Annotated in this window: 16 protein-coding genes; 10 read left to right on the top strand and 6 right to left on the bottom strand. The window is 70.1% G+C overall.

All coding sequences use genetic code 11. The annotated features are described in order from the left end of the window. Nucleotides 1-27 precede the first annotated feature (27 nt). The 4 genes from AC07OA_RS03715 (at nucleotide 28) to recR (ending at nucleotide 3408) form a co-directional block, all read left to right on the top strand. The gene (locus tag AC07OA_RS03715) at nucleotides 28-1878 is read left to right on the top strand and encodes a DNA polymerase III subunit gamma/tau (protein ID WP_494662409.1); all 1851 of its coding nucleotides are present in this window, start codon (nucleotides 28-30) and stop codon (nucleotides 1876-1878) included. Nucleotides 1879-2017: 139 nt separating this feature from the next. After that, complete coding sequence (locus AC07OA_RS03710) at nucleotides 2018-2347, top strand: YbaB/EbfC family nucleoid-associated protein (protein ID WP_494662408.1); 330 nt, start codon at nucleotides 2018-2020, stop codon at nucleotides 2345-2347. A 36-nt stretch (nucleotides 2348-2383) separates the two neighbouring features. Beyond that, entirely contained in the window at nucleotides 2384-2806 is a 423-nt protein-coding gene (locus AC07OA_RS03705) for an SPFH domain-containing protein (RefSeq protein ID WP_494662407.1), read from the top strand. Continuing rightward, complete coding sequence (recR, locus tag AC07OA_RS03700) at nucleotides 2806-3408, top strand: recombination mediator RecR (protein ID WP_494662406.1); 603 nt, start codon at nucleotides 2806-2808, stop codon at nucleotides 3406-3408. The genes AC07OA_RS03705 and recR overlap by 1 nt, the downstream gene beginning before the upstream one ends. Nucleotides 3409-3564: 156 nt before the next feature. Here recR and AC07OA_RS03695 read toward each other — a convergent pair whose 3' ends face one another. Next, complete coding sequence (locus AC07OA_RS03695; RefSeq protein ID WP_494662405.1) at nucleotides 3565-4434, bottom strand: Rossmann-like and DUF2520 domain-containing protein; 870 nt, start codon at nucleotides 4432-4434, stop codon at nucleotides 3565-3567. A 91-nt stretch (nucleotides 4435-4525) separates the two neighbouring features. Here AC07OA_RS03695 and AC07OA_RS03690 point away from each other — a divergent pair, with 91 nt between their 5' ends. Beyond that, on the top strand, nucleotides 4526-5812 hold the full coding sequence (locus AC07OA_RS03690; RefSeq protein WP_494662404.1) for a DNA recombination protein RmuC: 1287 nt from the start codon (nucleotides 4526-4528) through the stop codon (nucleotides 5810-5812). 220 nt (nucleotides 5813-6032) lie between these two features. After that, the gene (gene def, locus AC07OA_RS03685; protein ID WP_494662403.1) at nucleotides 6033-6554 is read left to right on the top strand and encodes a peptide deformylase; all 522 of its coding nucleotides are present in this window, start codon (nucleotides 6033-6035) and stop codon (nucleotides 6552-6554) included. A 119-nt stretch (nucleotides 6555-6673) separates the two neighbouring features. Here the strand turns inward: def and AC07OA_RS03680 are convergent, their stop codons facing one another. Continuing rightward, complete coding sequence (locus AC07OA_RS03680) at nucleotides 6674-7033, bottom strand: cell surface protein (protein ID WP_494662402.1); 360 nt, start codon at nucleotides 7031-7033, stop codon at nucleotides 6674-6676. A 126-nt stretch (nucleotides 7034-7159) separates the two neighbouring features. Here AC07OA_RS03680 and fmt point away from each other — a divergent pair, with 126 nt between their 5' ends. Then, complete coding sequence (fmt, locus tag AC07OA_RS03675; RefSeq protein WP_494662401.1) at nucleotides 7160-8086, top strand: methionyl-tRNA formyltransferase; 927 nt, start codon at nucleotides 7160-7162, stop codon at nucleotides 8084-8086. Further along, nucleotides 8086-8835: a tRNA pseudouridine(38-40) synthase TruA gene (gene truA, locus AC07OA_RS03670; protein WP_494662400.1), complete on the top strand. Its 750-nt coding sequence runs from the start codon at nucleotides 8086-8088 to the stop codon at nucleotides 8833-8835. The genes fmt and truA overlap by 1 nt, the downstream gene beginning before the upstream one ends. 258 nt (nucleotides 8836-9093) lie before the next feature. Here the strand turns inward: truA and AC07OA_RS03665 are convergent, their stop codons facing one another. The 4 genes from AC07OA_RS03665 to dapE all read right to left on the bottom strand — a co-directional run bounded on the left by AC07OA_RS03665 (nucleotide 9094) and on the right by dapE (nucleotide 12476). Next, nucleotides 9094-10014, bottom strand: a complete 921-nt coding sequence (locus tag AC07OA_RS03665; RefSeq protein WP_494662399.1) for a glutaminase — start codon at nucleotides 10012-10014, stop codon at nucleotides 9094-9096. Nucleotides 10015-10077: 63 nt separating this feature from the next. Next, a complete protein-coding gene (locus AC07OA_RS03660) occupies nucleotides 10078-10824 on the bottom strand; it encodes a hypothetical protein (RefSeq protein WP_494662398.1) in 747 nt (248 codons plus the stop codon). A 57-nt stretch (nucleotides 10825-10881) separates the two neighbouring features. After that, nucleotides 10882-11322: an EamA family transporter gene (locus AC07OA_RS03655; protein WP_494662397.1), complete on the bottom strand. Its 441-nt coding sequence runs from the start codon at nucleotides 11320-11322 to the stop codon at nucleotides 10882-10884. Continuing rightward, nucleotides 11322-12476, bottom strand: a complete 1155-nt coding sequence (gene dapE, locus AC07OA_RS03650) for a succinyl-diaminopimelate desuccinylase (protein ID WP_494662396.1) — start codon at nucleotides 12474-12476, stop codon at nucleotides 11322-11324. The genes AC07OA_RS03655 and dapE overlap by 1 nt, the downstream gene beginning before the upstream one ends. 52 nt (nucleotides 12477-12528) lie before the next feature. Here dapE and AC07OA_RS03645 point away from each other — a divergent pair, with 52 nt between their 5' ends. Beyond that, nucleotides 12529-12999, top strand: coding sequence for a cupin domain-containing protein (locus AC07OA_RS03645; RefSeq protein WP_494662395.1), 471 nt, complete (start codon nucleotides 12529-12531; stop codon nucleotides 12997-12999). Between the two features lie 116 nt (nucleotides 13000-13115). Then, complete coding sequence (locus AC07OA_RS03640) at nucleotides 13116-13670, top strand: Panacea domain-containing protein (protein ID WP_494662394.1); 555 nt, start codon at nucleotides 13116-13118, stop codon at nucleotides 13668-13670. The last annotated feature ends 204 nt before the right edge of the window (nucleotides 13671-13874 follow it).

The raw sequence follows: 13874 nt of genomic DNA, 5'->3' as shown, positions 1-13874 counted from the left end.
CGCGTTGCGGCGCACTACACTTGGGCCATGGCCGACCACGACGACCTCACGACCGATTCCGCGCCGCCGTGGGATGAAGAGCCCGCCGAGCGGGACGAGAACACCGCCGACATCTTCGGTGGCGGGCCGCCTGTCGAGGCGCCGCCGCCCGTCGTCACGACTCCGGCCGCGACGCCCGTCGCCGCCGAGGCCCCGTCGGACCCCGACGCCGCCTACACCGTGCTGGCGCGCAAGTACCGGCCGCGCACCTTCGAGGACCTGATCGGCCAGGAGGCCATGGTCCGCACCCTGGCCAACGCCTTCTCCACCGGCCGCATCGCCCACGCCTTCATGCTCACCGGCGTTCGCGGGGTGGGCAAGACCACGACCGCCCGCCTGTTGGCCCGGGCCCTGAACTACGAGACCGACACCGTCCACCAGCCTTCCGTCGACCTTACCGTCGAGGGCCGCAACTGCCGGGCCATCATCGAGGGCCGGCACATGGACGTGCTGGAGCTGGACGCCGCCTCGCGCACCAAGGTCGACGAGATGCGCGAGCTCTTGGACGGGGTGCGCTACGCCCCGGTCGAGGCGCGCTACAAAGTCTATATCATCGACGAAGTGCACATGCTGTCGACGGCGGCGTTCAACGCCCTGCTGAAGACGCTGGAAGAGCCGCCGCCGCACGCCAAGTTCATCTTCGCCACCACCGAGATCCGCAAGGTGCCGGTGACGATCCTGTCGCGCACCCAGCGCTTCGACCTGCGCCGGGTCGAGCCCGACGTGCTGGTCAAGCACTTCGGCAAGATCGCCGCCAAGGAAGGGGCCAAGGTCGAGGAAGACGGCCTGGCCCTGATCGCCCGCGCCGCCGAGGGCTCGGTTCGCGACGGCCTGTCGCTGCTGGACCAGGCCATCGTCCAGGGCGAGCGCGGCTCCACCGTCACCGCCGCCGTGGTCCGCGACATGCTGGGCCTGGCGGACCGCGGCCAGACCATCGCGCTGTTCGAAAACGTCATGAGCGGCAAGCCGGGCGAGTCGCTGACCGGCTTCCGCGCCCTGTGGGGCTTCGGCGCCGATCCGGCCGTGGTCATGCTGGACCTGCTGGATCACTGCCACTCGGCTTCGGTGGCCAAGGCCCTGGGTCCGGACGCCCTGTCCATGCCCAAGGAGCAGGCCGCGCGCCTGACCGCCATCGGCGCCCAGACCTCGGCCGGCACCCTGTCGCGCCTGTGGCAGATGCTGCTGAAGGCCCATGACGAGGTGCGCCGCGCCCCCGACGCCATGGCCGCCGCCGAGATGGCGCTCATTCGGCTTTGCTATGCCGCCGACCTGCCGGGGCCCGAGGAAGCCCTGAAGGCCCTGCGCGACGGCCAGCCCGTGGGCGGCGGTCCCAGCGGCGGTGGCGGCGGCTCCATCGGTGGCGGCGGCGCGCCCGGCGGCGCGCTGAACGCCCAGGCCCGGGTGATGGCCGCGCCCATGGCCCCGGCCGCGCCGGTGCTGGCTTCGTTCGAAGACGTCGTGAAGCTGATCGCCGAGAAGCGCGACATCGGCCTGCGTCTCGACGTCGAGCAATATGTCCGCCCGATCAGCTTCCGTCCCGGCGCCATCACCTTCGAACCCGGCCCTGGCGCGCCCGGCAATCTGGCCGGACGCCTGGTCCGCGCGCTGAAGGAATGGACCGGCCAGCCCTGGCTGGTCGCGGCGGAAGGCGGCGGCGGGGCCGAGAGCCTGCTGGAGCGCCAGAAGCGCGAGGAACGCGAGCAGATGGAGGCCATCAAGGCCGATCCGTTCGTCGCCTCGGTGCTCAGCGCGTTCCCGGGCGCCGAGATTCTCGAGGTCCGCACGATCCTGACGCCCGAGGCGCCGCCGATCGAGCCGGACGAGTTGGAAGAGAACTAAGCATTGTCATCCCGGACGAGCGCGCAGCGCGAAGATCCGGGACCGACGCGTGAACTCAGCACTTCGGGTCGGTCCCGGATCGGCGCCCGGCTTCGCCGGGCTTGTCCGGGATGACAGGAATTAGAGTGGAGCAGAACAGATGAAAGACCTCGGCGGCCTGATGAAGCAGGCCCAGGCCATGCAGCAGAAACTGGCCGACGCCCAGGCGAAGCTCGCTGAATTGACGGTGGACGGGACCGCGGGCGGCGGCATGGTCACCGTCACCCTGAAGGGCTCGGGCGAGCTGGCCAAGGTGGTGCTGGACGAGAGCCTGGTCGAGCCGGGCGAGGGCGAGGTGATCGCCGACCTGATCGTTGCCGCCCACGCCGACGCCAAGCGCAAGCTCGACGCCCAGCAGGCCCAGATGATGCAGGAAGCCGCCGGTCCCATGGCCGGCATGATGGGCGGCCTGCCCGGGATGAAGTTCTAGGTCGCGATGCAGACCGACTTCGGGGGAGACAGGGACATGGGCAGGCTCGGCGGCGTCTTGCTGGTGGTCGTGGTGGTGGTGATCGGCCTGATCATGGTCGCCTGGCCCCAGTACAGCGTCTATGCGGCGCGCAAGCACGGCGAGGCCGAGTTGGCCCGCGCCACCCAGAACCGCCAGGTGCGGGTGCAGGAGGCGCTCGCCAAGTTCGAGGCCGCCGACTACGACGCCAAGGCCGAGGTCCGCCGCGCCCAGGGCGTGGCCCAGGCCAACCGGATCATCGCCGACAGCCTGGGCGGGCCGGAGGGCTATCTGCGCTGGCGCTATATCGAGATGCTGCAGGAAACCTCGCAGGCCGGCGGTCACCAGGTGATCTACTTGCCGACCGAGGCCGGTCTTCCCATCCTTGAAGCCAACCGCCGCCTGCCCACGCCGCGGGCCGCGCCCCGCAAAGAGGACTGATGGCCGCTTCCGCCGGACCCGAGATCGAGCGCCTGATCGCCCTGCTGTCCAAGCTGCCGGGGCTGGGTCCGCGCTCGGGCCGGCGCGCGGCCCTGGCGCTGCTCAAGAAGCGCGACACCCTGCTGGCCCCGCTGGCCGCCGCCATCGTCGACGCCCAGGCCAAGGTGCGCACCTGCTCGGTCTGCGGCTCGCTCGACACCTCGGATCCCTGCGCCGTCTGCTCGGACGCCACCCGTGACAACCGCCTGCTGTGTGTGGTCGAGGAGGTCGGCTCGCTGTGGGCCATGGAGCGCGGCGGCTCGTTCAAGGGCCGCTACCACGTGCTGGGCGGCCTGCTGTCGGCGCTGGACGGCGTGGGACCGGAGGCCCTGCGTGTCAACGAACTGCTGGGGCGGGCCGGCGCCAGCGAGATCCAGGAGGTCATCCTGGCCCTGCCGGCCACGGTCGACGGCCAGACCACGGCCCACTACCTGGCCGACCGCCTGGCCTCGACCGGCGTGTCGGTGACCATGCTGGCACGCGGCGTGCCGGTGGGCGGGGACCTGGACTGGCTGGACGACGGGACGATCGCCCAGGCGCTTCGGGCGCGGCGGCCGGCTTAGCGCGCCCCGACTTGCCCCCACCTGGCGACTGCGTCGCCTGTCCGCCCCCGTAGGGGGCGGAGCTTTGGCCGGCTCGGCGCTCGCGCGGCTCCGCCCCCTACGGGGGCGGACAGACCGCGAAGCGGTCAGGTGGGGGCAAGTGGGCGCCGCGCGGCGTCAGCCCTTCAGCACTGTCTCCAGCGGTCCCAGATCCAGCCCCGGCGTCTTCTCCCGCGCCAGGTCCAACGTCCGCCGGCCCAGCGCCACATAGAGCTCGCCCAGCCCCGGATCCCGCTCCGCCACAGCCCGAGCCTGCGCGGCCACCGCCTCGGCGTCGCCCCGCGCGATGGGGCCGGTGAGGGCCGCGACCGGACCCTTGTCCAGGATCGCGGCCAGGGCGTCGCGCAGGATCGGCGAGAGAATGCGCGAGGCCGTCGCCGCGTCGATCCCCGCCGCCGCATGGGCGTCCAGGGCCGCCTGGACCAAGGTCGCCAGGTAGTTCGACGCGAACACCGCCCCCGCGTGATAGAGCCGCCGGTCGACATCGGCCGCCAGCACGACCGGCTCGCCGCCGATGGCGCGCACCAGCGGCGCCAGCCGGTCCACGGCCGCCGCGTCGCCCTGCAGGGTGCAGACCACGCCGTCGAAGGTGGCGACCTCGCGGGCCGGGTCGGCGAAGGCCTTGACCGGATGCAGGGCCGCCACGGCCGCGCCGCGAGCGCGCAGGGGCTCCAGCGCCGAAAGGTCCCGCGCCCCGCTGCAGTGGAACACGATCAGTCCGGCCGGATCGACCGCCTCGGCCAGCCAGGCGGCGACCGCCGCGATGGCGCCGTCGCCGACCGACAGCATGACCAGGTCGCCCGCCGCGAAGGGCGGCGCGTCGTTAAGGCCCAGGACCGCGCCCTGGCCGACGAAGTCCCGCGCCGCCGCCGTACGGGCGGGATCGCGTCCGACCAGCCCGGCCACCGTGACGCCGGCGCGCTCTGCCAGCAGTCGGCCCAGGGTCTTGCCCACCGCGCCGGGGCCGATGATCCAAAGTCGTGACATGGCCCACCTCTAGCCGCTCGCCGCCGGGCTTTCGAGGGGGGCTTTCGAGGCTCCCCTTTCTGGATGGGGCGACTCCCGCTAAGAACGGAGCATGAACTTCTCCGACCCGTTCCTGATCCTCGCCCTGGTCCTGCTGGTGGTGGCCCTCGTCGCCGGCGCCGTCGCCCTCTGGGCCATGGCCCGCGCCGCGCGCGCGGAGGCCAAGGCCTGGCAATTGAACGAACAGCTGGTCCAGGCCGGCGAGCGGGCGCGCCTGCTGGAGGACCAGGCCGCCACCCTGGGCGAGCTGAGCCGCGCCCAGGCCGAGCAGATGGCGACCATGACCGCCAACACCGTGGCCGAGCAGCTGATCAAGCGCGCCGACGAGAACGCCCGCAACCGCGAGCAGTTGGCCCAGGCGCGGCTGGAGGCCCAGCTCAAGCCGGTGGCCGAGACCCTGGCCAAGTTCGAGGCCCAGGTCACCGCCGTCGAGAAGGCCCGCGCCGAGGAGACCGGCGGGCTGAAGGCCCAGATCGCCGCCCTGATGGAGGCCTCGACCGCCACCCAGTTCGAGGCCCGCAAGCTGTCGGCCGCCCTGCGTCGCGGGGCCGGCGTCCAGGGCCGCTGGGGCGAGCAGACTTTGCGTAACGTTCTGGAGGCCGCCGGCCTCAACAACCGCTTCGACTTCGAGGAGCAGTTCAGCGTCGAGAGCGAGGAGGGCCGCCGCCGTCCCGACGTGAAGGTGAAGATGCCCGGCGGCGGGGTGTTCGTGATCGACGCCAAGTGCTCGCTCAACGCCTTCCTCGAGGCTCAGGAGGCGACCGAAGACCACCTGCGCGAAAGCGCCCTGGCTCGTCACGCCGCCAGCGTCCGCGCCCACATGCAAGGCTTGTCGGCCAAGGCCTATTGGGACCAGTTCGCGTCGGAAGGGTCTCCCGACTTCGTGGCCATGTTCGTGCCGGGCGACGGCTTCCTGGCCGCCGCGCTCGACCGCCTGCCCGACCTGATGACCGAGGCCATGGACCGCCGGGTGCTGCTGGTCACGCCCACCACCCTGTTCGCCCTGTGCAAGGCCGTCGCCTATGGCTGGCGGGCCGAGGACCAGGCCAAGAACGCGGCCAACATCGTCGCCGTGGGTCGCGAGCTCTACAAGCGCATCGCCGTGATGGGCGCCCATGCCGGCTCGGTGGGCAAGGCGCTGGAGGCGGCCGTGGGCCGCTACAACCAGTTCGTCGGCTCGCTGGAAAGCCAGGTTCTGACCCAGGCCCGCCGGTTCGAGGACCTGTCGGTGGACCACGAGGGCAAGGAGATCGCGGAGCTGACGCCGGTCGAGGGGGCCGTGCGGCCGCTGATCAAGCTGGCGGAGGCGGAGACGCCGAAGCTGCAGGCGAAGTCGTAGCGCTTCTTTTCTCCGCTCATCCCGGCGAATGCCGGGACCCAGATGGAATGGCTTTGAGGCTGACGCCAGGCGCTCTGAGTTCTTCCAATCAGCCACACCGCTATAGGATCTGGGTCCCGGCATTCGCCGGGATGACCGGATTTTGAGAGAGCTGCGTCCACCCGCCGCGCCCTTCGGTCGCCTTGACCCCGAACCGCGCTGCCCTTACCTGAACGATATCATGGCCATCCGTCGCATCCTCACCGTAGACAACACCGCCGACCTGGCGATCCTCAAGCAGGTCTCCAAGGACGTGCCCGCCGTCGACGACGCCCTGCGTACGCTGATGACCGACATGCTGGAGACCATGTACGACGCCCCCGGCATCGGCCTGGCGGCCGTGCAGGTCGGCGAGCTGGTCAATGTCATCGTCATGGACCTGGCCCGCGAGGGCGAGGAGCCTGCCCCGCGCTACTTCGTCAATCCGAAGATCACCTGGGAGTCCGAAGAGCTGTTCTCGTACGAGGAAGGCTGCCTGTCGGTGCCCGAGGTCTACGACGCCGTCGAGCGTCCGGCCCGCGTGAAGCTGTCGTACCTTAACTATCAGGGCGAGGCGGTGGAAGAGGACGCCGAGGGCCTGTTCGCCGTCTGCATCCAGCACGAGATGGACCACCTGAAGGGCGTGCTCTTCATCGACCACCTCTCGCGCCTCAAGCGCGACCGCGCCATCACCAAGGTGAAGAAGGCGCGCCGGGCAGCTTAGGGCGGCGAAGGCCCCCTCCGGCCCTCCGGGCCACCTCCCCCAGAGGGGGAGGATTTACGCCGAGCAATGCTCCCCCTCTGGGGGAGCTGTCGCGTAGCGACTGAGGGGGTTTACGCCCCCTAACGCGTCGCCTCGTGGACTTCCTTCTTGGCGTCGTGACCGGCCTTCTTGGCGTCGGCGTTGAGGTCGCTGGCGGCTTCCTTGGTCGCTTCGCCGGCCTTGGCGCCGGCTTCCTTGGTGGCGTCCAGGGCGTCGCCTGCCGCGACCTTGGCCTCGGCGGCGGCTTCGGCCGTGCTTTCCTTCAGGGCCGTGCCGGCTTCCTTGACGTCCGGATCGTTCTTGATGTCGGTGGCGGCCTGCTTGATCTCGGAGCCGGCGGCCTTCGCGCCTTCCTTGATCTGAGTGGCGTGCTCGTCCGAGCAGGCGGCCAGCGAAACGGCGGCCAGGCCGGCGGCGGCGATGAGGGCGATGGAGCGCATGGGCGTTTCCTCCTGGAATAGGGTCGCCCATAGAACGGCGGTCCATGGTGGAGGTTCCGACTCCGGTTTTCCCCCAACCTTTCCCCCAACCTTTCCTCTGGGAGCCATGACGTCTAAAGGTCCGCCATGCGCCTCGCCTTTCTTGGAACCCCGGATTTCTCCGTCGCGTGCCTCGCCGAGCTCGTCTCCGCCGGACACGAGATCTCTTGCGTCTACAGCCAGCCGCCCGCGCCGCGCGGTCGCGGCCAGGACCTGAAGCCCTCGCCGGTCCACGCCTTCGCCGAAAGCCTGGGCCTGCCGGTGCGCACGCCGGTGTCGATGAAAACGGCCGAGGAGATCGAGGCCTTTCAGGCCCTGGACCTCGACGCCGCCGTGGTGGTGGCGTTCGGCCAGATCCTGGTCGCCGAGGTGCTGGACGCGCCGCGCCTGGGCTGCTTCAACCTGCACGCCAGCCTGCTGCCCCGCTGGCGGGGCGCCGCCCCGATCCAGCGCGCGATCATGGCCGGCGACGCGGTGACCGGCGTCCAGGTGATGCGGATGAGCGTCGGCCTCGACGAAGGTCCGGTGCTGATGGGCGAGCAGGTGCGCATCGACGCCCTGGAGACCGCCGGCAGCCTGCACGACAAGCTGGCCGCCGTCGGCGCGCGCATGCTGCCCGTGGCCCTGGCCGCCATCGAGCGCGGCGGGGCGGTGGAAACGCCCCAGGCCGAAGAGGGCGTCACCTACGCCAAGAAGATCAAGTCAGCCGAGGCCCGCATCGACTGGACCCGTCCGGCCGCCGAGGTCGACCGCCACATCCGGGGCCTGTCGCCCTTCCCGGGCGCGTGGTTCGAGGCGCCGTCCGAGAAGGGCCCCGTCCGTGTGAAGGCCCTGCTGTCGCGCGTCGAGGACGTCGACGGGACGGCCGGAACCGTGCTCGACGACAGCCTGTTGATCGCCTGCGGAGACGGCGCGGTGCGCCTGCTCAAGGCCCAGCGCGAGGGCAAGGGCGTCCAGGACGCCGAGGTCTTCGTGCGCGGCTTCCCGCTGGCGGCGGGCGCGGTCCTGGTCTGATGCCCCGCTACCGCCTGACGATCGAATATGACGGCCGGCCCTATAACGGCTTCCAGGCCCAGGCTTCGCAGCCTTCTGTGCAGGGCGCGATCGAGGCGGCGGTGAAGGCCTTCACCGGCCAGGCCGTACGCATCGCCGCCGCCGGCCGCACCGACACCGGCGTCCATGCGACGGGCCAGGTGGTGCATGTGGACCTGGAGCGCGACTGGCCGGCCCGGACGGTGATGAACGCCCTCAACGCCCACCTGGTGCGCGAGGCCGTCAGCGTGCTGGACGCCAGCGTCGCGCCGGAAGGCTGGCATGCGCGGTTCTCGGCCGAGGAGCGGCGCTATCTCTACCGCATCCTCAACCGCCCGGCGCCGCCGGCCCTGGACCAGGGCAAGGTGTGGCACATGAAGAAGGCGGTCGACGCCGAGACCATGCACCAGGCCGCCCAGGTGCTGGTGGGGCTGCACGACTTCACCACCTTCCGCGACATGGCCTGCCAGTCGAAGTCGCCGGTCAAGACGCTGGACGTGGCCCGGGTCAGCCGGGTCGGCGACGAGGTCCATCTGGTGTTCGAGGCCCGCTCGTTCCTGCATCGCCAGGTGCGGTCGATGACCGGCACCCTGCTGGAGGTGGGCGTGGGCCGCTGGACGGCGGACGACGTGCGCGAGGCGCTGGAGGCCAAGGACCGCACGGCCTGCGGACCCGTGGCGCCCGCCGACGGACTTTATCTGACGGGGGTGGGCTACCCTGGGGAGGGCTGAAGCCCACCCCCGTCTTCCCGGCTGGCGGACCCGGGAGCTCGAGGACGGAAAAGCTTCAGCCGCGCGTCTTGCCCTTCTTGCTCCGCTCGGCGCGGGCCGTCTGGATTTGGCCGATCACGAGCGCCACCATGAAGGCGGCGAAGGCCAGGACGACGAAAGTCAGGAAAGGGGTCATGGAAGCGCTCCGTTGCGTTACGGCGCAGCTTCTCTGACCCCCGCGGGGTGGCCTTGATCCAGCTCAAGACTAGGTAGCAGCCCTTATAGGACCGAGCAGTTGGTCAGCTGGCTGAACCGCTCCAGGGCCACGGTCCCGACCACCGAGGTGCCGAAGCGGTCCAGCTCGGGCGACCAGACCGCGATGGCCGCCTTGCCCGGCACGATGGCCACGATGCCGCCGCCCACCCCGCTCTTGGCGGGCAGGCCCACGCGATAGGCGAAGCTGCCGACGCTGTCATAGATGCCGCAGGTCAGCAGCAGGGCGTTGAGGCGCCGGCTCAGGCGCTCGGAGAAGATCGTCTCCTCGACGATGGGCGAGAAGCCGCCGGCCGCCAGGGGCAGCATGGCCCGCGCCAGCTGCCGGCAGCTCATGGTCAGGGCGCACTGGCGGCAATAGGCGGCGACCACGGCCTCGGGGTCGTGATTGATCGTGCCCTTGCCGCGCATCAGGTTGGCGATGGCCCGGTTCTGCCAGGCGTTGGCCAGTTCCGAGGCGGCCACGGCCTCGTCGATCTCGACCTTCTCGCCGGCCAGGAAGCCCGCGAAGCCGCGCACCAGGGCCGGCGGGTCCTTGAAGACGTCCATCAGCTGGTCGCAGACGGCGATGGCGCCGGCGTTGATGAAAGGGTTGCGGGGCACGCCCTCCTCGGCCTCCAGCTGGGAGAGGTGGTTGAACGGCGTGCCCGACGGCTCCTTGCCCACCCGCGTCCAGACCTCGTCGCCGAAGCGGTTCAGCGCCAGGCCCAGCGAGAAGACCTTGGTGATGCTCTGGACCGAGAAGCCCTCGTCGGCGTCGCCGATCACCGCCTCCTGGCCGCCCACGGTGCGCACGGCCATGCCGAACTTGGTGGAGGGCACATTGGCCAGTTCGGGGATGTAGTCGGCGGGCCGGCCCCGGCCGAAGTACGGCTTCACCAGCACGGCCACCTCGGCCAGGATGTCGGCGATCGAAAGCTCGTCCATATACGTCGTCACCCCGGGCGGCGGATCGTCCCTCCATAACCTATCCGCGTCGCGTCGGCGCGGTCAGTCGTCGCCCTTGGGTTTCAGGTGCAGGGTGCGCAGGAAGGCGGCGTGGTCTTCTTCGTCCAGTCCCGCGCCGTAGTGGACGACGCAGTCGGAAAGGTCGCCCGCGTGGACCGGGATGCGCGCTTCTGCCAGCTGGTCGGGAACGGGCTCCAGCCTGTGCATCCAGGTGACGGTCGGCTCATACCAAGCCGGCGACAGGTCAGCGCGGCGGCCGTTCGGAAAGGCGACCTGATAGACCAGCTCGCGATGGCCGGAGTGATTGTGCGTGTGGCACCGCATGCGGATGTCGCGGGCCTGGCGCCAGGCCAGGGTCTGGCCGGCATGGCCGTCGCGGGTCCAGGTCACGCCCTCCACGGTGGCGACGCCGCGATCCCGGCCGGTCTGGGCGGCGACCAGCCCGAGCGTGGCGATCATCGCAGCCAGCAGGAGCGCGAGCACGGGAAGCCGCACGCGCCGTCCCAGGCTGGGATGCAGCCGCCAAGCGTAGACGCCGAACAGGCCGGGCACGAACAGGAAGGGCGCCGCGCCCATCGGCACGGTCAGCCAGGGCCAGGGCGCCTCGATCCGCCAGCCCGCCACCGCGCCCGGGCTCTGGGCAAGCGCCCGCGCCAGGCGGATCTCGTTGCGGCAGTCCACCAGCGCCAGGACCGCGACGAACGCCGCCGCCAGCACCAGCGCCAGCAGCCAGCCGCCGATACGCTCGGCCCGCGAGAACTCGCCGTCGTAGTGCTTGGTCCAGATCATGGCGTCAGCCTGCCGCGCGAGCCTTTACACCGCGTTTCCGTGCTCAGGCCCAGCCCCTCAGACCCTGAGGGCCACCAGCACCGCGCCCACCGCGATCAGGGCCACGCCCAGCCAGTTCACGGGCGACAGCTTCTCGCCCAGGAACACGGCGGCGATGATCGCCACGAACACGACGGAAAGCTTGTCGACCGGCGCCACCTTGGCCGCCTCGCCCAGCTTCAGGGCGCGGAAGTAGCACAGCCACGAGGCGCCGGTGGCCAGGCCCGACAGCACCAGGAACAGCCACGAGCGCGGGGCGATGGAGCCGGGCGCGCGCCACTCGCCGGCCGCCGTGAGGATCAGGCCCGCGAAGGCGGCGATCACCAGGGTGCGGATGAAGGTGGCCAGGTTCGACCCCACCCCGTCGATCCCGACCTTGGCCAGGATGGCGGTCAGGGCCGCGAACACCGCCGAGGCCAGGGCCCAGAAGGGCCAGCTCGCCAGGGCGGCGCGGCCCATCAGGCGAAGGCCGCGAAATAGCGGCCGATCAGGGCCTGGTAGATGTCGGCCAGGGCCTCGACCTCGGCGACGGGCACCCGCTCGTCGACCTGGTGCATGGTCGAGCCGACCAGGCCGAACTCGACCACCGGGCAGAGGCTGCGGATGAACCGCGCGTCGCTGGTGCCGCCGGTGGTGGAGAGCTCGGGCACGCGGCCGGTGGCGTCGCCGACGGCGGCCACGATCACGTCGGTGAAGGCGCCGGGCTGGGTCAGGAAGGCCTCGCCGCTGATCTTGCACATCGCCTCGACCCGGCCCAAAAAGCCCTCGGCGGCCTCGCGGCATTCGGCCTCGATCCAGGCCTGGAGGTCCTTGCCTTTGTGAGCCGGGTTGAAGCGGATGTTGACCCGGGCCTTGGCCGAGGCGGGGATGACGTTGGTGGCGGTGTTGCCGACGTCGACGGTGGTCACTTCCAGGTTCGAGGGCTGGAAGCCTTCATAGCCTTCGTCCAGCACGCGCGATTGCAGGCGGCTCAGGATATCGACCATCACCGGGATCGGGTTGGCGGCGCGGTGCGGATAGGCCACGTGGCCCTGCTTGCCGTCCACCGCGATCCAGGCGTTGATGCTGCCGCGCCGGCCGATCTTGACCATGTCGCCCAGCAGGTTGGCGCTGGTGGGCTCGCCGACGATGCAGTGGTCGATGACCTCGCCCTCGGCCGCCAGGGCCTGGACGACGCGGACGGTGCCGTCCTCGGCCACGCCCTCCTCGTCGCCGGTGATCAGGAAGCTGAGCGAGCCGGGCAGGTCTTGCGGCAGGCGCGAGACGGCGGCGACGAAGGCGGCGATGGCGCTCTTCATGTCGACCGCCCCCCGGCCGTAAAGGACGCCGTCCTTGATCTCGGCCTCGAACGGACCGGCCGTCCAGGCCGCGTCGTCGCCGACGGGCACCACGTCGGTGTGGCCGGCGAAGCAGAGGTTGGGCCGAGCGGTCCCGCGCCGGGCGTAGAGGTTCTCGATCTCGCCGAACCGCATGCGGCGGCAGGCGAAACCCAGGGCCTCGAGCTGACGTTGAAGCACATCCATCGCGCCCTCGTCGGCCGGGGTCACGGACGGGCGGCGGATCAAGGCCTGGGCCAGGGCGACGGGGTCGAGGGAAAGGCTGCTGTCAGTCATTGTCCTGGCTTTAGGCTCCCCTGGCGCCCGACGCAAACCCGAGACGACAGCCATGCCCAAGATCGACATCGATACCGCCCCGACACGCGTCGGAACCGATTATCCGCCGCCGCACGATGCGCCCTGTCTCGAGCGAAAGCGCTGGGCCCTGGGCGACGCGGCCGGGCTTACCCAGTTCGGCGTCAACCTGATGCGCTTGCCGCCCGGCCAGTGGAGCAGCCAGCGCCACTGGCACTCGGCCGAGGACGAGTTCGTCTGGGTGGTGGAAGGGGAGGTGGTGCTGGTCGAGGACGGCGGCGAGACGGTGCTGCGCCCCGGCGACTGCGCGGGCTTCAAGGCCGGCGTCGAGAACGGCCACCACCTGGAAAACCGCTCCGACCGCGAGGCCGTCCTGCTGGAGATGGGCTCGCGCCGCCCTGACCGGGACACCTGCACCTACAGCGACATCGACATGGTCGCGCGGGCGCGGGAGGATTTCTACCGCCATCGCGACGGGACGCCGTATGGCCAGTATGACGTCTGAAACCTGCTTGTTGACTTCAGGGCGAGCTGGAGCGATAAGGAGCGCGCAAGTTGTTCCTATTTTGTTCTATTGACTGAATGAATCGCGAGGATTCAACTCCGATTCGGAGATTGATCGTGCCGGGATCCACCGTCCAATTCGACCGTGAGAAATTCAAAGAGGCGATCCTCTTCTTGGCCGCCTATTGCCCGCCGGAAGAGCTGGGCAATGTGAAGCTCCACAAGATGCTCTATTTCGCCGACATGATGACCTTCCTCGAAGAAGGCAGGCCGCTGACGGGCGTCGACTATCTCAAGCAAAAGTTCGGCCCTACGGCGCGACACCTGACCTCTGCCGTGGAGGAGCTGTCGCGCGAGGGCAGGCTCGCGGTGCGCGAGACCGAGCATCACGGCTTTTTCAAAAAGGACTATGTGGCCGCCGGGTCGTTCAAGCCCGTCCGCCTCGCGGAGCGAGAACAGCTTCTGTTGCGGGAGGTCGCCGACTTCGTGCGTGGCAAGACCGCGCGCCAGATCAGCGAGATCAGCCACAACGCTGCTTGGGAGGCCGCCGAACTGGGCGAGGTGATCCCCTATTTCACGGCGCTTCAACTCGTCCCCGTCGAGGTGACGGACGATGATCGCGCATGGGCGCTAGAAACGGCCAAAGCCCATGCGAGTGCGAGACCCTTCTGATCGACCGCCCTTCTCGATCCGGCATTCGGAAATGTTCGAGGAGGCGGTCCGCACTCTGCAACGGCAATTTCCACTGATCGACGAGGGCGTGCAAAACCTCGAATGGATGTTGCAACGGGCGCCTTTCAACAATGAAAAATGCCCCGCCTTCGAAGGGCGGAGCATGTTCATCGTAGTTGTTCCACGAACGCCTAGGGCGCCGAG

It is taken from the genome of Caulobacter sp. GW821-FHT09B08 (genome assembly GCF_059418225.1).
This window is presented reverse-complemented; position numbering and strand designations above follow the sequence as displayed.